The organism is Streptomyces sp. NPDC058664 (genome assembly GCF_042716635.1).
Classification (GTDB): Bacteria; Actinomycetota; Actinomycetes; order Streptomycetales; family Streptomycetaceae; genus Streptomyces.
Map to the genome: position 1 here is coordinate 160,877 of NZ_JBHXRW010000003.1, position 25,079 is coordinate 185,955.

Genomic DNA, 25,079 nt, shown 5'->3' on the forward strand with positions numbered 1-25,079 from the left:
TGTCCGGGGCGGCTAGGCTCGCGCCCGGAACAAGCACCGCACCGCCGCGATCGGGAGAAAGCCACACCATGGCCAAGAAGCGCCCCCAGACGAAGGCCGGCAAGGCCGGCCAGGCACAGGTCACGAGCGGGGAGATCCCGGTCGTCGGCGCGCGCGAGCCCTGCCCGTGCGGCTCGGGCCGCCGCTACAAGGCGTGTCACGGCCGGGCCGCCTCGCACGCCGTGACCGAGCTCGTCCAGCGCCCCTTCGAGGGCCTGCCGGGCGAGTGCGACTGGGTCGCGCTGCGCGAGCTGGTGCCCGCCGCGACCGTGCCGCTCACCCTGAAGGGCGGGCTCCCGGAGGGCGTTCCGTCCGTGACGCTCGCGACCGTGCTGCCGATGGCGTGGCCGGCGCTGCGCCGTGACGACGGCTCCGTCCTGCTCGCCCTGCAGAACGACTCCACCTCGGGCGACCTCGCCCGCGACCTCGCCGACACCCTCCAGCGCGCCCTGGAGACCGAGCCGGGCACCCCGGTCCCCGCGCGCCGCGTGCCGGCCGAGGGCCCGCGCCTCCAGGACCTGCTCGACCCGGACGCCCCGTTCGCCCCGGAGGTCCACTCGGGCTTCGAGTTCTGGATCCCGCAGTCCGCGGACGGTGCCGACCCGGAGGTCGCCGCCTCCCTGGAGCGGGCCAACGCGGCCGCGATCCCGACCGTGAAGCTGGCGGGCGTCGACTCCGCGTACTGGTGCGAGACCCCGGACAAGAACCACCTGCGCTGGGTCATGCCGCACCCGGAGGAGAAGCTCCTCGACGCGCTCGCCCGCCTCCAGGCCGGCGAAGGCACCTCTCTCGGCCAGGACACCCGGCTCGTCGGTTCGTTCCGCGCCCACGGTCTGATGGTGCCGGTCTGGGACCTGCCGACGTCGATGACCGCCGAGGAGTGCGAGAAGCCGGCCGCCGAGTTCGCCGAGCGGCTGGCCGGGGCGCTCGCCTCGGACGCCCCGCTCACCGCGGAGGAGCGGCGGGCGCGCGGCGGCCTCACGAACCGTCAGGTCACTCTCAGCTGATACCCCAGGCGGTACCGGTGACCGGCAGACCGACTGGTCGGTGACTTCCGCCACAGCAGGGTCCGCGGGCGGGTAAATCCCTGTCCGAATAACCGAGATCGAATTTGCGAACAGCAGATCTCTTGTTACCGTTCTGGAAGCCCGGTCGCTGGTGCATCCCCCGTCGCCAGCGATCGGGCCTTTCCATGTCCGCTTCCGGTGGCCTCCGGGGCGTCGACGCTCAACTTCCTTCTGGCTCCGCCGTGTTGCTACCGGCCCGCAGCAGCAGCGGAGTGCTGTCACCCTCGCCCGCGCCCGCGAATTCCGCGACCGCCGTATACGCCGTGACCTCACCCCGACCGCGCTCCACGGGCGTTTCACAGGTCCCCGGTTCGTCCTGCGCCGGAACCGGGCAACGGACTTGCACGGTCCGCCCGCCGGGGGCCATGAGGGTCAGAAACGCGTCGAGTTCCTGGCCGGTGGCATTCCGGTAGTACGTACGCGCCCAGGTGTCGGGTCCCTCGGCCAGCACACAGGTCTGCGCCTCGACCCCCTCGGGGGAGGCGAGTTCCGGCCCACAGCGGGAGACCCGTTCCGGCGACACCGGGGCAGCGGGGACGGCGGCCGGGGCGGACGGGACGGGCCGGGCAGGCGTGGCGGCCGGAACGGGCCGAGCGGGCGGGGCGGGCCGAGCGGCCGGAGCGGCGGTGCGGGCCGGGGACGTCGGCGTACGGGGGACCGGGCCGAGCCCCGTCAGCGGGTCCCCGGGCTTGGCGTCACCCGCGTCGCCCGCGTCACCGGCATCACCCGCGCCGATCACGCCGCCCACGTCGCCCGCCGTCCCGGCCGGTCGTACGGGATCGCCCGTCTGCCCCGCCGTCGCGACGAGCGGCAGCAGGACGGCGACCGTGACGGCGACCCCGAGACCGACCACGCGGAGGTTCACCGGACTCATGCGCCCCACCTGTTCCTGCTCGGCCGGAGATGTCGCCGGAGATGTCGAACGGTGGGGTGAACATAACGGCGGACGGCGGGCGCCCGGCCGGTCGCGCGCCCGTTTCCCGGAGAAGTGGGACCACGACACACCCGTTCGGGTGAACGGCCGGAGCCTCGGAGCCCCGGCGCCCCGGCGCCCTCGTCCGTCAGTACGCGAGTCGGCTTCCGCCGCCCGGCGCGCTCGTGCTCGCCTCCACCAGGGCGTCGACCACCGCCTCCACGTCCGGCAGCCACGGCCGGGCCGAGCCCGCGAGCGGCGCCCGCTCCCACCGCACCTGACCGGTGCCGGCGACCGACGGTGGCAGCAGCAGGTAGCCGCCCTCGCCGTGGAACCGCAGCGAGCTCGGCACGCTGTCCTTCGCGTACAGGAGCTCACCGAGCCGTTCGAGGCCGTAGGGGGCGACGAGGATCGACCACCGGGTCGGGGTCGCCACCACCGGGCCGAGCCGCATACCGGTCGCGTCGAGCGCGGCGAGCGCCCGGACCCCCGCCACCGCGGGCAGGCTGACCGCGCAGGGCGCGTCGCCGCCCGTGGCGAGGACCACCGGGGCGTCCGGGCGCCGGGTCCACCACCAGCGGATCATCCGCTCGTCCGTGGTGGCCGCGAGCAGCCCGGGGTCGTAGGGGTGGGCGCCGGGCACCACGCAGTCGGGGTCGGGGCAGCGACAGGCGGCCCCGACGGCCGTACGGGTCGTCGCTCTCAGGCCTGCTCCGGGCAGGACGGGCCAGTTCCACTCGACGGCGAAGGTGACCGCCGCATCGAGCCGGGCGGTCCTCGCCTTGCGCCGGAACCGCAGCCTGCGTCGCCTTCCGAGGATCTCGCGCATGAGCGCTCGTTCCTTTCCGTTGAACGCCGAATCCACTTCACATCATGTGCAGGACTTCTCACCGTGCGTATCAGCGCGTACCGGGTCGGCGGGGTGCGGCCCCCGTCGGTGCGGGGCCGGCCGGGCCGTCATCAGGTGGAGCCACGCGGAGCCGGGCCGGATGGAGCGGGACCGGAACCAGGTGGAGCCAGGTCAGAACGAGAGGGAGCCGGGTCGGAACCAGGGCGGGTCAGAACACGTTCCCCGCCACTCGGTGACGGGCCGCGGCCTGCGGCATGGAAGACGCCGGGGTTCCGCGTCGCGTTCCGAGGCAGCTCCAACTGCCCCTGCCAGTCACCGATTACGTACCCAGCACGCTCGGAATGACGCGCTTTCAAACGACGCCAGTCGACCGCAAAAGGTGCACACCGGGGACAATTTTCGGCCAACTTCGCCCGCACTTCAACCCTTGCGCACGACCTCTCGGACACCACAAGTCCCGTGGGGACAATGCTGGACATCGTTCCTCTTGTGCGTGTACATGTGGATGCATCGAGCGGCTCAGAATGACATGGGGGTTTGCGATGCTATGGCGTCAAACGCACCGGTCGGAAAGCCGACTGAGATGAGCGCCCCACACATGCCGAAAGTGGCTGGAATCGATTCCACAGCTCCCGGGCCCCCGCACACTACGGCGCCCCACCCCGGAGTACCCGCGGCGGCGGCGCCCTCCGACCCGGTCCCACCGCCCGGAGCGCTGATCCAGGACAGGCTCGCCGCCTGGGTCTCCGACCTCACCACCTTCCAGGAACTCACCGAGCGCCTCGTCAAGACCGCCTCCCTCGACGAGGCCCTCCGCGAGACGCTCGGCGCCGGCGCCGCCCTCGTCGGCGCCCGCCGCGGCATGGCCGTTCTCGAACCCGCCGACGGACTCGGCCCCACCGCCACCATCGGCCTCGGCCTCGCCCACTCCGACCTCGGCACCATCGAGACCGTCCCGCGCGACACCAGCAGCTACGGCCGGCTCCTCGACGGCCTCCCCGACCCGGGCCGTCCCGAGCGCGTCCCCGACCCGATCGCCATCCGCGACGTACGCACCGAGGAGGGCCTCGACCCGCGCCACCGCGAGGTCGCCGCCCGCCTCGGCTACGCCGCCAGCTACGCCCTCCCCCTCGCCACCGAGGAGGCCGGCCGGCTCGGCGCGGCCGTCTGGTTCTACGACGAGCCCGCCGAACCCACCGACCGCCAGCGCCACCTCATCGGGCTCTACGGCCGCTTCGCCACCGAACACCTCGCCCGTCTCCTCCAGGTCGAGCGCGCCCGCGTCCGGATCGCCACCATCGCCGAGGAGCTGCTCCCCAGCCGCCTCCCCCGCGTCCCCGGCGTCCAGCTCGCCGCCCGCCACCGCACCGGCCCGCGCGGCGGCGGCGACTGGTACGACGCGCTGCCGCTGCCCGACGGCGCCCTCGGCCTCTCCGTCGGCTCCGTCTCCGGGACCGGACCCAGCGCGCTCGCCGCCATGGGCCGGCTGCGCGCCTCCCTCCGGGCGTACGCGGTGATGGAGGGCGAGGACCCCGTCGCCGTCCTCTCCGACCTGGAACTCCTGCTCCGGATCACCGAACCCGCCCGCTCGGCGACCGCGCTCTTCGCGTACGCCGAACCCGCGCGGCGCCGGATCGTCCTCGCCGGAGCGGGGCACGCCCCGCCGCTGGTCGTCGGCGAACGGCGCACCGAGTTCGTCGAGACCTCGCTCTCCGCCCCGCTCGGGATGCTCTCCTGCTGGGAGGCGCCGAGCGTGGAGCTGTCCCCGGCACCCGGAGAAACGGTGCTTCTCTACACGGACGGGCTGCTGCGCCGTACCGGTGACGCCATGGACCGCGCCTTCGCCCGGCTCCACGCGGCGGCCGCGAGCGTGCCGAAGGCCGAACGGGGCGACCCGGGCGCCGTCGCCGACCACGTCCTGCGGACGCTGCTGCCCGAGGGCCTCGGCACCGCCGCCGACGAGGAGGACGTGGTCCTGCTCGCCGCCCGCTTCGAGTGACCGGCGGGTGACACAGCGGTAATGGGTCTTCCGGCCCTGTGCCCCCTTCCGTACGACCGTACGATGGTGGGGGTTCAGTGTCGTACCAAGAGGAGGCAGACCCGTGGCCGAGGAGCTCACGCCGGAGACCCCGGAAGAGACCGAAGAGCAGGCGATCAAGCAGCGGAAGAACGGCCTGTACCCGGGCGTGTCCGACGAGCTGGCCGAGAACATGAAGTCCGGCTGGGCCGACACCGAGCTGCGTGATCTGGCACCGATCGCGCAGGCCGACAAGACCGCCGCGCGCCGCGCCGCGCTGTCCGCCCGCTTCCCGGGCGAGCGCCTGGTGATCCCCGCCGGCAACCTGAAGACCCGGTCGAACGACACCGAGTACAGCTTCCGCGCCTCCACCGAGTACGCGTACCTCACCGGCGACCAGACCCAGGACGGCGTCCTCGTCCTGGAGCCCACGGCCGACGGCCACGAGGCGACGATCTACCTGCTGCCGCGCTCCGACCGCGAGAACGGCGAGTTCTGGCTCGACGGCCAGGGCGAGCTGTGGGTCGGCCGCCGCCACTCCCTCACCGAGGCCGAGCAGCTCCTCGGCATCCCCGCGAAGGACGTCCGCGAGCTCGCCGCCGCGCTCAAGGAGGCCACCGGCCCCGTCCGTGCCGTCCGCGGCCACGACGCCGGCATCGAGGCCGCGCTGACCGACAAGGTCACCGCCGAGCGCGACGAGGAACTCCGCGTCCACCTCTCCGAGGCCCGCCTCGTCAAGGACTCCTTCGAGATCGCCGAGCTGGAGAAGGCCTGCGCCGCCACCGCCCGCGGCTTCGAGGACGTCGTCAAGGTCCTCGACAAGGCCGAGGCCACCAGCGAGCGCTACATCGAGGGCACCTTCTTCCTGCGCGCCCGCGTCGAGGGCAACGACATCGGCTACGGCTCCATCTGCGCCGCGGGACCGCACGCCACCACCCTGCACTGGGTGCGCAACGACGGCGACGTGCGCTCCGGCGACCTGCTGCTGCTCGACGCCGGCGTGGAGACCACCGAGCTCTACACCGCCGACATCACCCGCACCCTGCCGATCAACGGCCGGTACACCGAGCTCCAGCGCAAGATCTACGACGCCGTGTACGAGGCGCAGGAGGCCGGCATCGCCGCGGTGAAGCCCGGCGCCGCCTACCGCGACTTCCACGACGCCGCCCAGCGCGTCCTCGCCGAGAAGCTCGTCGAGTGGGGCCTCGTCGAGGGCCCGGTCGAGCGCGTCCTGGAGCTCGGCCTCCAGCGCCGCTGGACCCTCCACGGCACCGGTCACATGCTCGGCATGGACGTCCACGACTGCGCCGCCGCGCGCACCGAGGCCTATGTCGACACGACCCTCGCGCCGGGCATGTGCCTGACCGTCGAGCCGGGCCTGTACTTCCAGGCCGACGACCTGACCGTGCCCGAGGAGTACCGCGGCATCGGCGTCCGGATCGAGGACGACATCCTCGTCACCGAGGACGGCAACCGGAACCTCTCGGAGGGGCTGCCGCGCCGCTCCGACGAGGTCGAGGCGTGGATGGCCGCGCTGAAGGGCTGATCACGGCGTACGTTGGAACGGAAGGGCCCTCGCCGACCGACCGGCGGGGGCCCTTTCCCGTTCCCGGAACCGTCACCCCTGGAACCGACGCCCCTGGACCGTCACGCCCGGAACCGTCACGCCATCAGGAGGGACGGGCTGTCCTTCCACTTCAGGATCTTGTCGAAGCTGACCACCGCGCCGCCCCGGCCCGACCGGTTGCCGAAGTGCACATGGTCCGCGAGCTCCTCGATCAGCCGCAGTCCCCGGCCGTTCTCGGCGTCCGGCGAGGCCGCCGGCTCCTCGGCGCCGGGAAAGCCGGGACCCGAATCGGCCACCTCGATCCGGCAGGTCTCGCCGTCCAGGTACGCCGTCACCCGGTACACCCCCGTCGGCGCCCCGTACGGCCGCCCGAGCACGGCGCCGCCGCCGTGCTCCACCGCGTTCGCACACGCCTCGGTCAGTGCCACCGACAGCTCGTAGGACACGTCCGGATCGACGCCCGCCGTCTCCATCGTGCCCATCAGGAGCCGCCGGGCGAGCGGCACGCTCGCCGCCTCGCGCCGCAGATGGAGTGACCACAAGATGCTCATGCTCCAGCCTCCCGGCCGCGGCTCGACATACCGATACCTATTGCCGGACGGAACCCTTCGTAAGCCCCCGAGGCCGACAAAGCCGCTCGTTCGGCGGATACACCGGCCCCCCACGCCGGTGTATGTCATCCCTAAGACCCCCAAGCACGACCTTATGGACCTGCCGCGTGCCGGTGGGGCCGCTGGTGCGATGATGGGCCCGCCATGAATGCCCCCGCGCTCGCTCCACGGCTGCTGAGGGCCGCGGTGTTCACCGCGGTCTGCGTCGTGCTGTCCGCGCTCGGGCACGCCGTCGCCGCCTGCGCGGGCATCGCCCTGTGGACCCTGCTCGCCGGATTCCTCGGCGTCTTCGGCGTCACCGTCCTCCTCACAGGACGCGAGCGCTCCCTCGGCTTCGTCGTCGGCGCCCTCGCCGGCGGCCAGCTCGGCCTGCACGTCCTCTTCGGCCTCGGCCGGCGCCGGCTCGGCCTGGGCCCCGAGGCGGACGACGCCCTCATCCGGATGGCGGCACGGCTGGTCTGCGGAGCGGGGACCACGTCCCTCAGTTCCGCCGACGCCGCGAGGATCGTCCGCGACGCCGGACTCGACCCGGCCGGCGCGGGGACGGCCGGCCACGGCCACGCGGGACACACGGCCGCCACCGCGGCCGCGCCCGCCGGTGAGCTGCTGCCCGGCCTTCCCATGCTCCTCGGCCACCTGCTCGCCGCCCTCGCCACGGGCTGGCTGCTGCGCCGCGGGGACCGCGCCCTCAGCCGCCTCGTCGAACTCTCCGAGCAGGGCGCGACGGAGCTCGCCGAGTGCGCCCTCGTCCGCTCGCTGCGGGCCGCGCTCCGTCTCGTACGGGCGCTGCTCACCGGGCTCTCGACGGCTCCGCGCACCGGGCCGCCGCGGGTGGTCCGTACGGCCTTCGGCTCCTCGCCACCGCCGGTGGCGGAGGCTCTCAGGAACACGGTGATCAGGCGCGGCCCGCCGGCCGCCGACTGCGTCCTCGCGGCCTGACACAGGCCGCCCGCCGGGCCCACCGGGCCGACGTCGCAGGCCTGTGCACGCCTGCACGCGCCCACGCGGGCCGGCAGAGGCCGACGCAGTCCGCCGCGGTCCGCTCCACGGGAGCGGGGACCGCGATCGTCCGTGCGCCCGTGGAGGTTCTCCTTCCTCCGGCGCGCCGGAACCCACCGTCCTTCTCCGAGCTGGAGTGTCTTCTGCCATGACCGTTTCCCGTGTCTCCGCCTCCCGTGCCGTCCTCGCCGGGGGCATCGCCCTCTCCTCCGTCGTGCTGCTGTCCGGCACGGCCTTCGCGCACGTGAGCGTGCAGCCGCAGGGCGAGGCCGCCAAGGGCGGCTACGCGACCGTCAACATCAAGGTCCCGAACGAGCGCGACAACGCCTCCACCGTGAAGGTCGAGGTCAACTTCCCGCTCGATCACCCGCTCGCCTCCGTCATGCCGCAGCCCGTCCCCGGCTGGAAGGCCGAGGTGACCAGGAGCAAGCTCGGCAAGCCGCTGGAGCTGCACGGCAGGACGATCAACGAGGCCGTCTCCAAGGTGACCTGGACCGCCGACGGTTCGAAGATCGGCCCCGGCCAGTTCCAGCAGTTCCCGCTCTCCCTCGGCCAGCTGCCCGAGGACACCGACCAGCTGGTCCTCAAGGCGATCCAGACGTACGACAACAAGGAGGTCGTGCGCTGGATCGAGGAGCAGAAGGAGGGCGCGGAGGAGCCGCAGAACCCCGCCCCCGTCCTGAAGCTCTCCGCCGCCTCCGCCGACCACCACGGCGGTGCCGCCGCCCCGTCCGCCTCCGCCTCCGCTTCCGCCTCCGCCGGGGACGAGAAGGCCGGGCACGAGGACAAGACGGCCTCGCACAAGGAGACGGCCGCCGCCGGCTCCTCCGACACCACGGCCCGGATCCTCGGCGTCATCGGCATCCTCGTCGGTGTCGCGGGGGTCGCCTTCGGCGTCCTCGCCGGCCGCCGCCGCTCGCTCTGACGGCCGCACCCCACCCGAGATTCCTGAAAGAAGCACCATGTCTGCAGAGAAGACGACCGGGGCGGACACGGCCCGCCCCGGCCGGCGCACCCCGCTGATCATCGCCGCGGTCGCGATCGTCGCCGCGCTCGGCATCACCGCGACCATCGGCCTCGGCGGCAACGACGACAAGCCCTCCGGCACGAGCGCCGGCGCGGTCGCGGAGGTCTCCGGCGGCAGCGACTCCACCAAGGCCGCCACCGTCCTCGACCGGCCGTTCACCAAGCCCGCGCTCGTCCTCACCGACACCAAGGGCGAGAAGTACGACCTGCGGGAACGGACCAAGGGCAAGCCGACGCTCATCTACTTCGGCTACACCCACTGCCCCGACGTCTGCCCCATGACGATGAGCAACATCGCCATCGCCAAGAAGCAGCTCCCCAAGGCCGACCAGGACAAGCTCCAGGTCGTCTTCGTCACCACCGACCCCGAGCGGGACACCTCCGCCGAGCTCGCCAAGTGGCTGCCCGCCGCCGGCGACCCCTCCTTCACCGGTCTCACCGGCGAGTTCTCCGCCATCCAGGCGGGGGCCCGGCAGATCGGCATCGGCATCGACCCGCCGAAGAAGGAGAACGGCCAGGTCGTCTCCATGCACGGAGCACAGGTGATCGCCTTCTCGCCCACGACCGACCAGGGCTACGTCCTGTACGGCGAGGACACGACCATCGACGACTACGCCAAGGACCTGCCGAAGCTCATCAAGGGGGAGAACCCGTGAACCGCCGCACCACCGCCCTGTCCGCCGCCGTGGCGCTCGCCGCCGCTCTCGCGCTGACCGGGTGCTCGTCCTCGTCCGACGGCGGGGCGCCCGAGCTGAAGGTCAGCGGCGCGTTCATGCCGCAGCCCGTGCTGGACATGGCCGGCGGCTTCCTCACCATCACCAACGACGGCGACACGGCGGACAGGCTCACCTCCGTCACCAGCCCGATCTCGGACGACGTCACCATCCACGAGACGAAGGACCAGAAGATGCGGGAGGTGAAGTCCTTCGAGATCCCGGCCAACGGCACGCTCTCCCTGGAACGCGGTGGCAACCACATCATGTTCATGGAGCTGAAGGAGAAGCCCAAGCAGGGCGAGAAGGTCAGCGTCGAGCTCCACTTCGAGAAGTCCGACCCCATCAAGGTCGACCTCCCCGTCGAGGCCGTCAACCACAACCCGCAGCACTGAGCGCGTCGACCGTGTTGATGGCGTACGGACAGAACTGACGGAGTGACCCAGAGATGACAACCACCGCCCCGCGCCTCGGTTCCGCCCTGGCCCGGCTGCTGATCCTCGCGGCCGCGCTGCTCGGCACGCTGCTCGCCGGTGCCGCCCCCGCGTCCGCGCACGCGGCGCTGACCGGAAGCGATCCGAAGGACGGGGCGGTGGTCGCCACCGCTCCCAAGGAGGTCAACCTCACCTTCTCCGAACAGGTCGCCATGAGCGCCGACTCCATCCGGGTCCTCGACCCGGCGGGCCGGCGGGCCGACACCGGCGAGATACGCGACCTGTGCAGCGGTTCCATCGTCCGGTACGGGGTGGGGCTCCGCGCCGGGCTGCCCGACGGCACGTACACCGTCGCCTGGCAGACCGTCTCGGCCGACAGCCACCCGATCTCCGGGGCCTTCACCTTCTCCATCGGCGCCCCCTCCACGACCTCCGTCGCCCTGCCCGACCAGGCGGCGGGCGGCGGGCTCGTCGGCGCCCTCTACGGCATCGCGCGCTACCTCTCGTACGCCGGTTTCGCCGTCCTCGTCGGCGGCGGCGCCTTCGTCCTGGCCTGCTGGCCGCGCGGCGCGAGCGTCCGGCCCGTGCAGCAGACGGTCGTCCGGGGCTGGCTGACCCTCACCGGCGCCACCCTCGTCATGCTGCTCCTGCGCAACCCGTACACCGGCTCCGGCGAACTCTCCGACGCCTTCGACCTGGCGGGCCTGAAGGCGGTCCTGGAGACGAAGACCGGGGCCGCGCTGACCTCCCGGCTGCTGCTGCTCGGCGCGGCCGCGCTCTTCGTGGCCGTCCTCTTCGGTGCCTACGCCCGGCGCACCGACCCGAAGGAGAAGAAGGACCTCACCTTCGGGCTCGCCATCGGCGGCAGCGTCGTCGCCGCCGGGATCGCCGGTACCTGGGCCCTGGCCGAGCACGCCTCGACCGGTCTTCAGCCGGGCATCGCCATGCCCGTCGACATCCTGCACCTGCTCGCCGTCGCCGCCTGGCTCGGCGGTCTCACGGTGCTGCTCGTCGCCCTCTACCGGGCGCCGTCCGTCGAACGCGCGGCGGTCGAGCGCTTCTCCAGGGTGGCCTTCGGCTCCGTGGCCGTCCTCGCGGCCACCGGGCTCTACCAGTCCTGGCGCCAGGTCGGCTCCTGGTCCGCGCTGACGGGGACCCGTTACGGGCAGCTGCTCCTCGTGAAGATCGGCCTGATGTGCGTTCTCCTCGGCATCGCCTGGATCTCCCGCCGCTGGATCCAGCGCCTCGCCGACCCGACGCCGGCCGAAGCGACCGACGAGGCCGAAGCAGCTGAACCGACCGAAGCGACCGACCAGCCTGAGGAGGCCGAGGAGGCAGAGGAGGCCGAAGTCGCCGAGGAGGCCGAAGTCGCCGAGGAGGCCGAAGTCGCCGATCCCGAGCGGGCCGCTCAGCTCGCCCGGCAGCGGGCCGCCGTCGCCACCGCGCGGCGCAAGCGGGAGCGGGACGCCGATCCCGAGCGGGCCGGTCTGCGCCGCTCGGTGCTGACCGAGGCCGCGGTCGCCGTCGTGCTCCTCACCGTGACCACCGTCCTCACCTCGACCGAGCCCGGCCGGACCGAGGAGGAGGCCGCGCGGGTCACCGCCGCCTCCGGCCCGGCCGCCGTACCCGACCGGCCCGTCGACATCCGGCTGCCCTTCGACACCGGCGGTGTCGACGGCAAGGGTGTCGTCCGGCTGAGCCTCGACCCCGGCCGCACCGGTGCCAACGCGCTCCACCTCTTCGTCGAGCGCCCCAACGGCAAACCGCTGGACGTCCCGGAGATCAAGGTCGCCTTCACCCTGGAGGCGAAGGACGTCGGCCCGCTGCCCGTCGCCCCCGACCGGATCCAGACCGGACACTGGACCGCGAGCGGCGTCCAGATCCCGATGCCCGGGGAGTGGCGGATCCAGGTGACCGTCCGTACCTCCGAGATCGACCAGACCACCATCGACAAGAACGTGAAGATCGGCTGATCCGTGACCGAGAACGACAACCTTGAGATCTCCCGGCGACGACTGCTCGGAACCGTCGGCGCGGCGGGCGCGGCCGGTCTCGTCATCGGCGCGGCCGGTGGCGTCGGAGTCACCGCGGCCGTGTCGGGCGAGGACACCGCCACCGTCGGCGGAGCCGGTGGTACCGCCGCCGCGCTGACCACGGTCGGTTCGACCGAGGTGATGTTTCACGGGAAACATCAGGCCGGCATCACCACCCCCCTCCAGTCCCGGGGGCATCTGATCGCCTTCGACCTCGCGCCGGGCGCCGGGCGCAAGGAGGCCGTCGCTCTGCTGCGCCGCTGGTCGGCGACGGCGAAGGTACTGATGTCGGGCGAGGCCCCGGCCGTGGACACCGGTATCGCGCTCGACGCGGGCCCCTCCTCCCTCACGGTCACCTTCGGTTTCGGCCGCACGTTCTTCGACCGCACCGGTCTCACCGCGCGCCGCCCCGGCCAGCTCGACCCGCTGCCCGCCTTCTCCTCCGACGCTCTGGATCCCCGGCGCTCGGAGGGTGATCTGTGGGTGCAGATCGGTGCCGACGACGCCCTCGTCGCCTTCCACGCGCTGCGCGCGCTCCAGAAGGACGCGGGCGACGCGGCCCGGGTGCGCTGGCAGATGAACGGCTTCAACCGCTCGGCCGGTGCCACCGCGAAGCCGATGACCGCGCGCAATCTGATGGGCCAGGTCGACGGCACGGGCAACCCGAAGGTGACCGACCCCGACTTCGACCGGCGGATCTTCGTCCCGGCCGGGGCCGGCGGCGCGCAGGAGTGGATGGCCGGCGGATCGTACGCGGTGGTGCGCCGGATCCGGATGCTGCTCGACGACTGGGAGAAGCTGCCGCTCGACCGGCAGGAGAAGGTGATCGGGCGCCGGAAGTCCGACGGCGCCCCGCTCACCGGTGGCACGGAGACCACCGAGCTCGATCTGGACAAGCTCGGTCCGGACGGGAAGACGGTCATCCCTGACAACGCGCACTCCCGGATCTCCGCCCCCGAACAGAACGGCGGTGCGGCCATGCTGCGCAGGCCGTTCTCCTTCCACGACGGCATCGGCCCCGACGGGACACCGGACGCCGGTCTCCTCTTCGTCTGCTGGCAGGCCGATCCGCTGCGGGGCTTCGTCCCGGTGCAGCGCAAGCTCGATCGGGGCGACGCCCTGTCGGCGTTCATCCGCCACGAGGCGAGCGGTCTCTTCGCCGTCCCTGGTGGTCCCGCCGAGGGCGAGTACGTGGGGCAGCGGCTCCTGGAATCGTGACGCCCCGGGCGGGCGACCGGCGCCGCCGGAGCCCATTAGGGTGACGGTATGTCCGCCACCCGGTACACGTATCTCGGCCCCGAGGGCACCTTCACGGAGGCCGCGCTGCGTACGCTGCCCGAGGCCGCGACGAGGGAACTCGTCCCCATGGTCTCGGTCCCGGCCGCACTCGACGCCGTTCGGAACGGGGAGGCCGCCGCCGCGCTCGTGCCGATCGAGAACTCGGTCGAGGGCGGGGTGACGGCGACCCTGGACGAGCTGGCCTCGGGCGAGCCGCTGATGATCTACCGCGAGGTGCTCCTTCCGATCGCCTTCGCGCTGCTCGTGCGGCCGGGGACCAAGCTGTCGGACATCAAGACGGTGACGGGCCACCCGGTGGCGCAGCCGCAGGTCCGGAACTGGATGCGGGCCAACCTGCCCGAGGCGCTGTGGGAGTCGGCCGCCTCCAACGCGGACGGGGCCCGGCTGGTGCAGGAGGGCCGCTTCGACGCCGCCTTCGCCGGGGAGTTCGCGGCGGCGACGTACGGCCTCGAGGCGCTGGTCACCGAGATCCACGACGCGGAGAACGCCGAGACCCGGTTCGTGCTGGTGGGCCGGCCGGCCCGGCCCGCGGCCCCGACGGGCGCGGACAAGACCTCGGTGGTGCTGTGGCTGGGTGACGATCATCCGGGTGCCCTCCTCGAACTGCTCCAGGAGTTCGCGGTGCGCGGGGTGAACCTGATGCTGATCCAGTCCCGGCCGACGGGGGCGGGGATCGGGAACTACTGCTTCGCCGTGGACGCCGAGGGCCATATCTCGGACCGGCGGGTGGGCGAGGCGCTGATGGGGCTCAAGCGGATCTGCCCCCAGGTGCGCTTCCTCGGCTCGTACCCGAGGGCGGGTGTGGCGGCCGAGGACGTGCGGGCGCTGCGGCGCGGTACATCGGACGGGGAGTTCATGGCGGCCTCCGACTGGCTGGCGAGGGCCCAGGACGGTCGGGCCTGACCCGATGGCGCCGGACCGCTTCCGACGCCGGGATCGGTCGTCCACAGGTACGAGCCACTAGTCCTACCTGCGCACTTTTCAGTTACCCACAGCAGTTATCCACAGGGACTCTTCATAACCTGGGGACAAGTCGACAGCCCGCGCCGACAAGGTCGACAAATCGGCCTAGTCATTCCCGTTCGCACTCCACCTGTCCACACATCCGGAACGGCGTCGGCGTCAGCACCCCCCACTCCACCACTCGTTGGAGCGAGCATTTCCCACCCAAATGAGTGGCTGAATGGCGTTTGATCACGGAATTCGCAGGCGCCGAGCGGGAAATCCCCACGCTCTCCCCCGTAGTCCACAGATCTTTCGCACAGCCTGTGGATAACTGAATGCGCGGACCCGGCCTCGCACATTCCCCCGGCCTCAATTCGGGCAAAACAACACGCGTGAGGTTATCCGGTGGGGCCGGGCGAACGGGCACCGGTAGCCTGGTGGGGTGATTGACCTTCGCCTGCTCCGTGAGGACCCCGACCGTGTTCGCGCCTCCCAGCGCGCCCGTGGAGAGGACGTCGCGCTCGTCGACGCCCTGCTCTCCGCCGATGAGCGGCGCAGGTCGTCCGGCGTCCGCTTCGACGAGCTCCGATCCGAGCAGAAGGCGCTCGGCAAGCTGATCCCCAGGGCCACGCCCGAGGAGCGCGCCGAGCTCCTCCAGAAGGCCGAGCAGCTCAAGACCGACGTCAAGGCCGCCGAGGCCGAGCAGAACGAGGCCGACGAGACGGCCAAGCGGCTCCTGCTCCAGCTCGGGAACATCGTCCACACGGACGTGCCCGTGGGCGGCGAGGAGGACTTCGTCGTCCTGGAGACGCACGGCACCATCCGGGACTTCGCGGCCGAGGGCTTCGAGCCCAAGGACCACCTGGAGCTCGGCGAGGCGCTCGGCGCCATCGACGTGGAGCGGGGCGCCAAGGTCTCCGGCTCGCGCTTCTACTACCTGACCGGCGTCGGCGCCCTCCTGGAGCTCGCCCTGGTCAACGCGGCGATCGCGCAGGCCACCGAGGCCGGCTTCATCCCCATGCTGACCCCGGCGCTCGTCCGTCCGCGCGCCATGGAGGGCACCGGATTCCTCGGCCAGGCCGCGGAGAACGTGTACCACCTGGAGAAGGACGACTACTACCTCGTCGGCACGTCCGAGGTGCCCCTCGCGGCGTACCACATGGACGAGATCATCGACGCCGACAAGCTGCCGCTGCGGTACGCGGGCTTCTCGCCCTGCTTCCGCCGCGAGGCCGGCACGTACGGCAAGGACACCCGGGGCATCTTCCGCGTCCACCAGTTCGACAAGGTCGAGATGTTCTCGTACGTCGCGCCCGAGGACGCGGAGAACGAGCACAAGCGGCTCCTGGACTGGGAGAAGCAGTGGCTGACCGCCCTGGAGCTCCCGTTCCAGGTCATCGACGTCGCCACCGGTGACCTCGGTTCCTCCGCCTCCCGCAAGTTCGACTGCGAGGCGTGGATCCCGACCCAGGGCAAGTACCGCGAGCTGACCTCGGCCTCGAACTGCGACAGCTTCCAGGCCCGCCGCCTCTCCGTCCGGATGCGCGACGAGCAGGGCGGCAAGAAGACCGTGCAGCCGCTGGCCACCCTGAACGGCACGCTGTGCGCCGTACCGCGCACGATCGTGGCGATCCTGGAGAACCACCAGCTGGCCGACGGCTCGGTGCGGGTGCCGGAGATCCTGCGGCCCTACCTCGGCGGCCGTGAGGTCCTGGAGCCGATCGCCAAGTGAGCTCCTTCCCCTACCGCCTGGTCGCGACGGACCTCGACGGCACGCTGCTGCGGGCCGACGAGTCCATCTCGGACCGTACGCGGGACGCGCTCGCCGCCGTCACGGCGGCGGGCGCCGCGCACATCGTCGTCACCGGCCGGGCGGTGCCCTGGACCCGGCACATCCTGGACGACCTCGGCTACGACGGGATCGCGGTGTGCGGGCAGGGCGCGCAGGTCTACCACGCGGGTGAGCACCGGCTGCTCACCTCGCTGACCCTGGACCGGCAGCTCGCGGGGCTCGCGCTCTCCAAGATCGAGGCGGAGGTGGGCCCGCTGGCGCTGGCCGCGAGCCGCGACGGTCTGGAGGGCGCGGTCCTGATGGGTCCCGGCTACCGGGCCCACGAGGGGCCGCTGCCGTACGTCCCGTACGAGGATCCGGCGGAGCTGTGGGCGGCGCCGCTGACCAAGCTGTACATCCAGCACCCGGAGCTGTCGGACGACGAGCTGACCCGGGCCGCCCGCGAGACGGTCGGCGGGCTCGTGGACGTCGTCATGGCCGGGCCCGGCATCGTGGAGATCCTCCCGCTCGGCCTCAGCAAGGCGACCGGGCTCTCGCTCGCGGCGCGCCGGCTCGGCGTGAAGGCCGCGGAGACGATCGCCTTCGGCGACATGCCGAACGACATCCCGATGTTCGGCTGGGCGGCCCACGGCGTGGCCATGGGCAACGCGCACATGGAGCTGCGGGCGGTGGCGGACGAGGTGACGGCCTCGAACGAGGAGGACGGCATCGCGCTCGTCCTGGAGCGCCTGCTGTCCGCCTGAGCCGGCCTCCTGACAAGCGTACGAAGGAAGCGTACGAAGGCCCGCTCCCCTTGAGGGAGCGGGCCTTCGCGTGCACGGCCTCGCGCGGACCTGGGCCCGCGCGCTCGAAGCGGCCGTCCCGGGAGATCCCCCGTTTCCCCCGCACGACTAGTGTGCTCCGGGCCCCTGTTCGGGGGCGACCGGTTTTCCGCGGGTCAGCGGGTGACAGGCGAGTCCGGTCGCCAGCGAGATCGCGTGCCCGAGGGCGGTGTACGTGCGGTCGGCGGCGAGCGGTGCGAGGAAGAAGGCGACCGCTCCCGCGAGGTAGAACCAACGCCAGGGCCGGGCCAGCCGGTAGGTGAGGATGCCGACGGAAGCGGCGAGGCCGTAGCTGACGCCGATGTCGACGACGTGCGCCATGCTGCGCGGCACGTCGTGGTGGCGGATGGCGACCAGGACGACCTGCTGGCTGACGAGGGTCGCCACGACATGGGCCGTGGCGACGGTGAGCAGCCATCCCGGGGTACCGAGCCAGCGCTCGACGGGCGCGTGGATCAGCTCGAAGAGCGCCGCGTACAGCAGGAGGTCGGCGGGGTTCTCGATCCAGAACGCGCTGCCGAGCAGGGCGCGCAGCGGGTGGTGCGACAGCTCGTGGAGATTGCTGCTGCTGCGGTGCAGGAGAGAGGCGTCGAGGCCCTCGGGGGACAGCGCGATGACGAGGCCGGTGATCGCGATGACCGCCAGCCACAGATGCGTACCGGGTGACGAACGCACCCACGACCTGATCGGTCGGGACGGTTCGCCACCCGGGAGGTTTTCGCTCGGCACCTCTCAGTGCCTATCACCCGGAGCCGGGAGGGACCTCAGAAATTGATCATGTGTCCGGCGATGCCGTGGATCGCTTCCTTCACGGCCTCACCGAGGGTCGGGTGCGCGTGGACGTTCCGGGCGACCTCGTGGACGGTGAGGTCCCACTGCTGGGCCAGGGTCAGCTCGGGCAGCAGCTCGGTGACGTCGGGGCCGATCAGGTGGGCGCCGATGATCTCGCCGTGCGTCCCGTCCGCGATGATCTTGACGAAGCCGGTGGCGTCGCCGAGACCGTGCGCCTTGCCGTTCGCCACGAAGGGGAACTTGGCGACCTTGACGTCGAAGCCCTTCTCGCGGGCCTGCGCCTCGGTCCAGCCGAAGCTCGCGATCTGCGGCTGGCAGTAGGTCGCGCGCGGGATCATGGGGTAGTCGAGCTCCATGGTCTCGGCGTCCCCGATGGTCTCGGCGGCGATGACGCCCATGGCCTCCGCGGTGTGCGCGAGCATCAGCTTCGCGGTGACGTCACCGATGGCGTAGATGTGCGGCACGGAGGTGCGGCAGCGGCCGTCGACGTCGATCGCGCCGCGCTCGGTCAGGGCGACGCCGGTGTTCTCCAGGCCGTAGCCGGTGACGTTCGGGGCGAAGCCGATGGCCTGGAGGACCTTGTCGGCCTCCAGGACCTTGCTCGCACCGTCCTTGCCGGTGACGGTGACGCGGACCTGCGGGCCGGACTCGTCGATGGTCTCGACGCGGGTGGAGGTGAGGACGTCGATGCCGAGCTTGCGGTACTGCTTCGCCAGCTCCTTGGAGACCTCCTCGTCCTCCAGCGGGGCGATCCGGTCGAGGAACTCGACGATCGTGACCTTGGTGCCGTAGTTGTTGAGAACGTACGCGAACTCGATGCCGATGGCGCCGGCGCCCGCGATGACGATCGACTTCGGGGCGTCCTCGGCGAGGATCTGCTCCTCGTACGACACGACGCGCTCGCTGCGGGCGGTGCCCGGAAGCAGCCGCGGGGTGGCGCCGGTGGCGATGACGCAGTTGTCGAAGGTGATCGTCTCCGAGGTGCCGTCGGCCTTGGCCACCTGGAGGGTGTTCGCGTCGAGGAAGGTGCCCCGGCCGGTGAACTCGGTGATCTTGTTCTTCTTCATCAGGAAGTGGACGCCCTTGACGCGGCCGTCCGCGACCGTGCGGCTGCGGCGGTAGGCGTCGCCGTAGTCGAAGGTGACGGTGCCGTCGACCTTGATGCCGAAGGTCTTCGCCTCGTGGTTGAAGATGTGGGCGAGTTCGGCGTTGCGCAGCAGCGCCTTGGTGGGGATGCAGCCGACGTTCAGGCAGACACCGCCCCAGTACTTCTCCTCGACGACCGCGACCCGCTTGCCCAGCTGGGCGGCGCGGATGGCGGCGACGTAGCCGCCGGGGCCAGCTCCGAGTACGACGACGTCGAAGCGGTCTGACATGACTGACTCCCGAGGGTGGTGAGGGTGTTCGGTCCGCGTACGGGCCCACAGTAGTCCGGTGTTCACAGCGCGGTCAGTTGTAGGATGACCGGGCAACCGGGCGACTGAAGGGGCGGGGCGGCATGGCACTCAGGGCGGCGGGGCGGACCTCGCTGGTGGACACCGTGGTGGAGCAGCTGCGGACGCAGCTCGCGGACGGCGAGTGGGCGGTCGGCGACCGCATCCCGACCGAGCACGAGCTCGCGCAGCAGCTCGGAGTGGGCCGCAACACCGTCCGCGAGGCGGTCCGGGTCCTCGTCCACGCGGGCCTCCTGGAGTCCCGGCAGGGCAACGGCACCTTCGTCAGGTCGACCGCCGATCCGGCGGCCGTCCTGCGCGGGGTCCGGCACGCCGGCGCGGCCGACGTCCTCGAACTCCGCGTCGCCCTGGAGGCCGAGGCCGCCAGGCTCGCGGCGGCACGACGGGACACCCACGACCTGCTTCGGCTGCGGGCGGCCCTGACCGGTCTGCGGGAGGAGGGCGACCGGGACGCGGACGCGGACCTCGCCTTCCACCTGGCCGTCGTCGGCGCCACGCACAACGCGGCCTTCGTCGAGGTGTACCGGTTCTTCTCCGCCCAGGTCCACGAGGTCCTCGTGGAGGCCCTCGGCGACCGGGAGATGCCGCCGGTCGACATCGACGCCCACCAGGCGCTGGTGGCCGCGATCGAGGCGGCCGACCCGGACGCGGCGGAGCGGCAGGCCCGCGAGCTGCTGCGGGTGCCGATGGAGACGGTCGCGGCGCTGACGGGGCGCTCCTGATGACTGCGGAGACGCCTGCGGCGGGCTCGGTGGCTGATTCCGGTGCGTCGGCGGCGGTGCTCGCCGGGGCCGGGAGTCTGGTCCCGGCCCCGGGGGCGGTGGGCCGCCGGGCCCTGTTCGCCCGTCCGGCGCTGCTCCTCACCGGGATCGTGCTCGCCTCCCTGAACATGCGGGTCGCCCTGGCGAGCGTGGCTCCCCTGGTCGGCGAGATGTCCGAGGCCTTCGGGCTCTCCGCGACGGCCTCCTCGCTCGTGACCTCGGTGCCCGTGCTGTTCCTCGGCGTGGGCGCGCTGTTCGCGCCGTGGCTGGGGCGCCGGTTCGGCGTCGAGCGCGTGCTGTTCGCGGCACTGCTCCTGCTCGGCGTCGGCATCCTCGCGCGCGTACTGCCGTCCGCGTACGCGCTGTACGGCGGCGGCGTCCTCGTCGGCACGTCGATCGCCCTGCTCAACGTGCTCATGCCCGGCCTGATCAAGCGTGACTTCCCGGACCGCGCCGCGGCGATGACCTCCGTCTACACGGGCGCGATGATCGCCGGGGCGACGGTGGCGGCGGCGGCCGCGGTGCCGCTGGAGGAGGCCCTCGGCGGCGGCTGGGAGGCCTCGCTCGGCGTCTGGTCGCTGCTCGCCGTGGCGGCGGCGGTGGCCTGGCTGCCGCAGGTGGTGATCGCCCGGGGGCGCACGGGCCGCGAGGTACGGGCCGTCCCTGCCGCCGGCGCCCGCCCGGTGAGCGTCTGGCGCTCGCCGCTGGCCTGGCAGGTGACCCTTTTCATGGGCATGCAGTCGACCTGGACGTACGTGCTGATCGCCTGGATGCCGACGATCTTCACCGACCACGGGATGAGCCGCTCCACGGCCGGGCTGCTCTTCGCCTTCAACACCCTCACGCAGATCGTGGGCGCCTTCGCGGTGCCGCTGTTCGCCGGCCGGATGCGGAGTCAGCGTCCGCTGATCGTGCTGGTCACGGCGCTGGTCGCGGCCGGATACGTCGGCCTGCTCGTCGCGCCGGTCGGGGGCGCCTGGCTCTGGTCGGGTGTCCTCGGCGTCGGCCAGGGCGGTGCGCTGGGCCTCGCCCTGACCCTGATCGTGCTGCGCTCGGGGGACGCGGTGACCGCGTCCGCGCTGTCCGGGATGGCCCAGGCGGTCGGCTATCTGCTCGGCGCGGTGGGCCCCCTGGCCGCCGGCGCCCTGCACCAGGCCACCGGCTCCTGGACCCTGCCGATCGCCCTGGTCCTGGGCGTCTGCGCGGTGGCCCTCGCCTCGGGCCTGCTGGCGGCCCGGGAGCGCACGGTCTGAGGGTCGGGGGTGGCGGTACGGCTCCGGGAGGGCCTCCCGGAGAGGGGGCGACGACCCGCGGAGCCGTACCGCATCGGTGTTTCCCCCGCTGCTACTCCTCGCCCGCCAGGGTCAGTCTGTTGAGCTTGTGACCGGCGAACCAGGTCGCCGCGACCGTGACGCCCGCGAGGAGCGCCACCGCCGTCGGGAGCCCGACGTCGGAGGTGATCAGGCCGTCGCCGGTGACCTTCTGCGCGAGGGCCAGCGCCCACTGCTGCACGCTCAGGGTCCGGGCGCCCGCGATCAGGGAGCCGAAGAGGGTCTCCCACACCAGGGCGTAGACCAGACCGATGACCACCGCGTGCCGACTGATCGTGCCGAGCAGCAGGAACAGCGCGCTGTACGCGATGGAGGCCACGAGCGCCGCCACCGTGTAGGCCACGGCCACCTGCTGGCCGTTGCCGTTGAGGATGAATCCGGCGATGAGCGTCGGCACCGCGGAGAAGACCATGGTGACCGCGATCGCCACGATCAGCTTGGTGAAGATGATCGAGGAGCGCTTCACCGGCTTGGACAGCAGGTAGACGATCGAGCCGTCGTCGATCTCCGGGCCGATCGCTCCCGTGCCGGCGATCACGCCGATCAGCGGGACCATCGTGGCGAGCGCGAAGCCGCCGAGGACATCGGCCGCGACCTGGTCGTCCACGCCGCTGAAGGCGCGCACCGCCGCCGAGATCAGCAGCAGCATGCCGGGCAGCAGGAAGAGGATCAGGGCCCTGCGGCGGCCGAGGAGGGCCCGGTAGGTGAGCCGGGCGACTGTGGGGTTGTACATCGGGTCAGGCTCCTTTCAGGCCGCGACGAGGTACGAGAAGACCGATTCGAGGGACTCGTCCGAGGGCGAGACCGTCAGGAGACGGATCCCCCGCTCCCGCGCGACCCTGGGCAGCAGCTCCGTGAACCGCCCGAAGTCCACCGCCTGCACGCGCAGACCGCCCTCGCCGTGGTCGACCTCGATCCCGGCCGTGGACGGGTCGGCGATCAGCGCCGCGGCGAGCGCCCGGTCGTCGCTGGAGCGCACGAGGTAGCGGTGCGGCCGGTCCGTCATCAGCCGGCGGATCTTGCGGAAGTCACCGGAGGCGGCGTGCCGTCCGGCCACGATCACCTCGATGTGGGAGGCGAGCTGCTCGACCTCCTCCAGGATGTGCGAGGAGAACAGGACCGTGCGGCCGTCCGCGCCCATCCGCCGCAGCAGGTCCATCAGCTGCATGCGCTGGCGCGGGTCCATGCCGTTGAACGGCTCGTCGAGCAGGAGCACGGACGGCTCGTGGACGAGGGCCGAGGCCATCTTCACGCGCTGCCGCATGCCCTTGCTGTACGTGGAGATCTTGCGGTCCTGGGCGTACTCCATCTCGACCGTGCCCAGGGCCCGCTGGGCCTCCTTGGCGCCGAGGCCCTGCAACTCCGCGTTCGCCAGGACGAATTCGCGGCCCGTGAGGAAGTCGTACATCGCCTCCCGCTCGGGCACGACCCCGATCTCGCGGTAGACCGACTCGCTCCCCCAGATCGTCTGCCCGTCGAGGGTGACCGAACCGGTGGAGGGGTCGAGGAAGCCGCCCATCATGTTGATCAGGGTGGACTTCCCGGCGCCGTTCGGTCCGAGGAGGCCGGTGACACCCGGGCCCACCGTCATCGTGACGTCGTTCACGGCCACGACGTTTCCGAACCAGCGGGAGGCGTGGTCGATGTGGAGCGTTGTCACAGCCCGACCTTTCGGTAGCGGCGCATCAGGATGCCGTACGAGGCGGCGATCAGCGCGAGGACGACCAGCAGATAGACCACGCCGACGCCGGCGCCCGGCCCCCCGAGCTCGGGGAACATGGGCGGTGCGCCCAGGAAGGCGGTCTGCACGCCGTCGATGAGGGTGATCGGCGAGAACAGGCCGAGCCACTCGATGGCGCCCGTGTTCTCCGTGGCGTAGGCGATGCCCATGAGCGTCGAGACCGCGCCGTACGAGATGGTCAGGACGCCGATCACGGCGGCGACGCCGAAGCCGCGGCGCGGGGTGAGGGCCGCCATGACGAGACCGATGCCGCCGAAGAGCAGCGAGAGCAGCGCCACGGACACGAGGCCCTGGCCGAACATCTTGGTCTGCTCGGCGAAGTCCATCTTGGCGAGCAGCGAGCCGATCCACATGATCAGCAGCGGGACGGCCGTGAGGATGAAGAGTGCCGACGCCATCGCGCCGAACTTGGCCAGCACGTAGTCCGCGCGCTCGATCGGCCGGGAGAAGTACAGCGGCACGGTCCTGAACCTGAGGTCGCGGGAGACCGACTGCGGCGCCTGCGAGGCCAGGTAGATGCCGATGACGACCTGGAGGTAGATCGCGAACTGCGTGTACTCGATCGTCAGCTTGGACTGCTGGGTGAAGACCGCGATCGCGACGAAGATCAGCGCCGGGACGCACATCACGCCGAAGAGCAGCATCGGCAGCACCTTGGACTTGGCGCTGCGGCCCAGGCCGTACGCGCCGCGCAGCGACTGCGAGAACAGCGACCTGCGCGCGTACGCCCGGCCGAGGCGCGGGCCGTCGTAGGACCGGTAGCCGATGTTGTGGATCTGCGTCGTGTCCGGAGCGGCCTGGGAGGGCTGGGGGGTCTGGGTGCTCATCGGGCCGGCACCTCCTCGTGCTGCGGGGACGCCTCGGACCGGAAGACCTCGGCGATGTGGTGGCGGCGCTGCTCCATGCGGACGAGACCGAGGCCGAGGCCGGCGACGGTGTCCCGCACGAGGTCGTACGTCTCCTCGCCCGGCGCCTCCAGGAGCAGGATGTGGCCGGCGCCGGGCAGGCCCTCCTCCACGCCCGCGTGGATCGTGACACCCGCCGCGACGAGGGCCGCGCGGAGCGCCGTGGTGCCGTCGGGGTGCGTGTCGGAGTCGGTGACCTCGACCGCGAGCGTCGTGGTGGTCCTGGTGAAGTCGCTGGTGGAGCTGGAGCGGAGCAGCTTCCCGCCGTCGATGACGACGACGTGGTCACAGGTGCGCTCCAGCTCGCCGAGCAGGTGCGAGGTGACCAGGACGGAGATGCCGAAGTCGGTCCAGACCCGGCGGATCAGTCCCAGCATCTCGTCCCGGCCGACCGGGTCCAGGCCGTTGGTCGGCTCGTCGAGGAGCACCAGCCTCGGGTCGTGGACCAGCGCCTGGGCGAGCTTCACCCGCTGCTTCATGCCGGTCGAGTAGCCGCCCATGGGGCGGTACCGCTCCTCGTAGAGACCCACGTGGCGCAGGGTGTCGGCGGTCCGCTCGCGGGCGGCGGTCGGGGGCAGCCCCGACATGCGCGCCATGTGGACGACGAACTCGGTGGCCGAGACGTCGGGCGGGAGGCAGTCGTGCTCGGGCATGTATCCCACGCGCTCACGGATCTCGGCGCCGGACGTGCTGACGTCCAGGCCCAGGACCTCGGCGCGGCCCTCCGTGGCGGGGGAGAGTCCGAGCAGGATCTTGATCATGGTGGACTTGCCGGCTCCGTTGGCACCCACGAGTCCGGTCACACCGGGTCCGATGTCCAGGGAGAGCCGGTCAAGAGCGGTCACCCGGGGGAACCGCTTGCTGAGGCTTTCGGTCGCGATCACAGTCACGCTTCGACGGTAGTGGCGCGGGCCACAGCGGTCGTCAGCCCAACGGCTCGGTCCTTCTCCGACTACAGGAGTACAAGCC

Annotated in this window: 23 protein-coding genes; 14 read left to right on the forward strand and 9 right to left on the reverse strand. The window is 71.9% G+C overall.

Annotated elements, in window-relative coordinates; all coding sequences use genetic code 11:
* Positions 1-68 precede the first annotated feature (68 nt).
* Entirely contained in the window at positions 69-1,046 is a 978-nt protein-coding gene (locus ACFWUY_RS03955; RefSeq protein ID WP_384101692.1) for a DUF5926 family protein, read from the forward strand.
* Positions 1,047-1,266: 220 nt separating this feature from the next.
* Here ACFWUY_RS03955 and ACFWUY_RS03960 read toward each other — a convergent pair whose 3' ends face one another.
* Positions 1,267-1,980: a hypothetical protein gene (locus ACFWUY_RS03960; RefSeq protein WP_384101694.1), complete on the reverse strand. Its 714-nt coding sequence runs from the start codon at positions 1,978-1,980 to the stop codon at positions 1,267-1,269.
* 187 nt (positions 1,981-2,167) lie between these two features.
* Positions 2,168-2,848, reverse strand: a complete 681-nt coding sequence (locus ACFWUY_RS03965) for a bifunctional DNA primase/polymerase (RefSeq protein ID WP_384101696.1) — start codon at positions 2,846-2,848, stop codon at positions 2,168-2,170.
* Positions 2,849-3,416: 568 nt separating this feature from the next.
* Here ACFWUY_RS03965 and ACFWUY_RS03970 point away from each other — a divergent pair.
* A complete protein-coding gene (locus tag ACFWUY_RS03970; RefSeq protein WP_384101698.1) occupies positions 3,417-4,868 on the forward strand; it encodes a PP2C family protein-serine/threonine phosphatase in 1,452 nt (483 codons plus the stop codon).
* 103 nt (positions 4,869-4,971) lie between these two features.
* Entirely contained in the window at positions 4,972-6,432 is a 1,461-nt protein-coding gene (locus ACFWUY_RS03975) for an aminopeptidase P family protein (RefSeq protein WP_384101700.1), read from the forward strand.
* Positions 6,433-6,548: 116 nt separating this feature from the next.
* Here the strand turns inward: ACFWUY_RS03975 and ACFWUY_RS03980 are convergent, their stop codons facing one another.
* Positions 6,549-7,004 carry an ATP-binding protein gene (locus ACFWUY_RS03980; RefSeq protein ID WP_384101702.1) on the reverse strand — a complete coding sequence of 152 codons (456 nt, stop codon included), beginning with the start codon at positions 7,002-7,004 and terminating at the stop codon, positions 6,549-6,551.
* Between the two features lie 204 nt (positions 7,005-7,208).
* Here ACFWUY_RS03980 and ACFWUY_RS03985 point away from each other — a divergent pair, with 204 nt between their 5' ends.
* The 9 genes from ACFWUY_RS03985 (at position 7,209) to ACFWUY_RS04025 (ending at position 17,048) form a co-directional block, all read left to right on the forward strand.
* Positions 7,209-8,003, forward strand: coding sequence for a hypothetical protein (locus ACFWUY_RS03985; RefSeq protein ID WP_384101704.1), 795 nt, complete (start codon positions 7,209-7,211; stop codon positions 8,001-8,003).
* A gap of 208 nt (positions 8,004-8,211) precedes the next feature.
* Positions 8,212-8,988: a YcnI family protein gene (locus ACFWUY_RS03990; RefSeq protein ID WP_384101705.1), complete on the forward strand. Its 777-nt coding sequence runs from the start codon at positions 8,212-8,214 to the stop codon at positions 8,986-8,988.
* Between the two features lie 37 nt (positions 8,989-9,025).
* Complete coding sequence (locus ACFWUY_RS03995) at positions 9,026-9,745, forward strand: SCO family protein (protein ID WP_384101707.1); 720 nt, start codon at positions 9,026-9,028, stop codon at positions 9,743-9,745.
* A complete protein-coding gene (locus ACFWUY_RS04000; RefSeq protein WP_384101708.1) occupies positions 9,742-10,197 on the forward strand; it encodes a copper chaperone PCu(A)C in 456 nt (151 codons plus the stop codon). Before ACFWUY_RS03995 ends, ACFWUY_RS04000 begins: the two co-directional genes overlap by 4 nt.
* A gap of 53 nt (positions 10,198-10,250) precedes the next feature.
* Complete coding sequence (locus ACFWUY_RS04005) at positions 10,251-12,209, forward strand: copper resistance protein CopC (RefSeq protein WP_384101710.1); 1,959 nt, start codon at positions 10,251-10,253, stop codon at positions 12,207-12,209.
* A 3-nt stretch (positions 12,210-12,212) separates the two neighbouring features.
* The gene (efeB, locus tag ACFWUY_RS04010; RefSeq protein WP_384101712.1) at positions 12,213-13,487 is read left to right on the forward strand and encodes an iron uptake transporter deferrochelatase/peroxidase subunit; all 1,275 of its coding nucleotides are present in this window, start codon (positions 12,213-12,215) and stop codon (positions 13,485-13,487) included.
* 48 nt (positions 13,488-13,535) lie between these two features.
* Positions 13,536-14,471, forward strand: coding sequence for a prephenate dehydratase (gene pheA / locus ACFWUY_RS04015; RefSeq protein WP_384101714.1), 936 nt, complete (start codon positions 13,536-13,538; stop codon positions 14,469-14,471).
* A gap of 484 nt (positions 14,472-14,955) precedes the next feature.
* Positions 14,956-16,245, forward strand: a complete 1,290-nt coding sequence (gene serS, locus ACFWUY_RS04020; RefSeq protein ID WP_384101716.1) for a serine--tRNA ligase — start codon at positions 14,956-14,958, stop codon at positions 16,243-16,245.
* Entirely contained in the window at positions 16,242-17,048 is an 807-nt protein-coding gene (locus tag ACFWUY_RS04025; protein ID WP_384101718.1) for an HAD family hydrolase, read from the forward strand. The genes serS and ACFWUY_RS04025 overlap by 4 nt, the downstream gene beginning before the upstream one ends.
* Before the next feature lie 147 nt (positions 17,049-17,195).
* Here the strand turns inward: ACFWUY_RS04025 and ACFWUY_RS04030 are convergent, their stop codons facing one another.
* A complete protein-coding gene (locus tag ACFWUY_RS04030) occupies positions 17,196-17,801 on the reverse strand; it encodes a rhomboid-like protein (protein WP_384101720.1) in 606 nt (201 codons plus the stop codon).
* A gap of 89 nt (positions 17,802-17,890) precedes the next feature.
* Positions 17,891-19,294, reverse strand: coding sequence for a dihydrolipoyl dehydrogenase (gene lpdA / locus ACFWUY_RS04035; protein WP_384101722.1), 1,404 nt, complete (start codon positions 19,292-19,294; stop codon positions 17,891-17,893).
* 122 nt (positions 19,295-19,416) lie between these two features.
* Here lpdA and ACFWUY_RS04040 point away from each other — a divergent pair, with 122 nt between their 5' ends.
* Together ACFWUY_RS04040 and ACFWUY_RS04045 are read left to right on the forward strand one after the other, a co-directional pair.
* Positions 19,417-20,094 (forward strand): FadR/GntR family transcriptional regulator, encoded by a 678-nt coding sequence (locus ACFWUY_RS04040; protein ID WP_384101724.1) that lies wholly within the window; start codon positions 19,417-19,419, stop codon positions 20,092-20,094.
* Positions 20,094-21,386 carry a CynX/NimT family MFS transporter gene (locus tag ACFWUY_RS04045; RefSeq protein WP_384101726.1) on the forward strand — a complete coding sequence of 431 codons (1,293 nt, stop codon included), beginning with the start codon at positions 20,094-20,096 and terminating at the stop codon, positions 21,384-21,386. Before ACFWUY_RS04040 ends, ACFWUY_RS04045 begins: the two co-directional genes overlap by 1 nt.
* Before the next feature lie 91 nt (positions 21,387-21,477).
* On the opposite strand, the gene ACFWUY_RS04050 is transcribed toward ACFWUY_RS04045, so the two are convergent.
* Genes ACFWUY_RS04050 through ACFWUY_RS04065 form a run of 4 tightly spaced genes read right to left on the reverse strand, consistent with a single transcriptional unit; the run spans position 21,478 to position 24,994 of the window.
* The gene (locus ACFWUY_RS04050; protein WP_384101727.1) at positions 21,478-22,197 is read right to left on the reverse strand and encodes an ABC transporter permease; all 720 of its coding nucleotides are present in this window, start codon (positions 22,195-22,197) and stop codon (positions 21,478-21,480) included.
* 15 nt (positions 22,198-22,212) lie between these two features.
* Complete coding sequence (locus tag ACFWUY_RS04055; RefSeq protein WP_384101729.1) at positions 22,213-23,124, reverse strand: ABC transporter ATP-binding protein; 912 nt, start codon at positions 23,122-23,124, stop codon at positions 22,213-22,215.
* Positions 23,121-24,032, reverse strand: coding sequence for an ABC transporter permease (locus tag ACFWUY_RS04060; protein ID WP_384101731.1), 912 nt, complete (start codon positions 24,030-24,032; stop codon positions 23,121-23,123). The genes ACFWUY_RS04055 and ACFWUY_RS04060 overlap by 4 nt, the downstream gene beginning before the upstream one ends.
* A complete protein-coding gene (locus ACFWUY_RS04065; protein WP_384101937.1) occupies positions 24,029-24,994 on the reverse strand; it encodes an ABC transporter ATP-binding protein in 966 nt (321 codons plus the stop codon). Before ACFWUY_RS04065 ends, ACFWUY_RS04060 begins: the two co-directional genes overlap by 4 nt.
* Between the last annotated feature and the right edge of the window lie 85 nt (positions 24,995-25,079).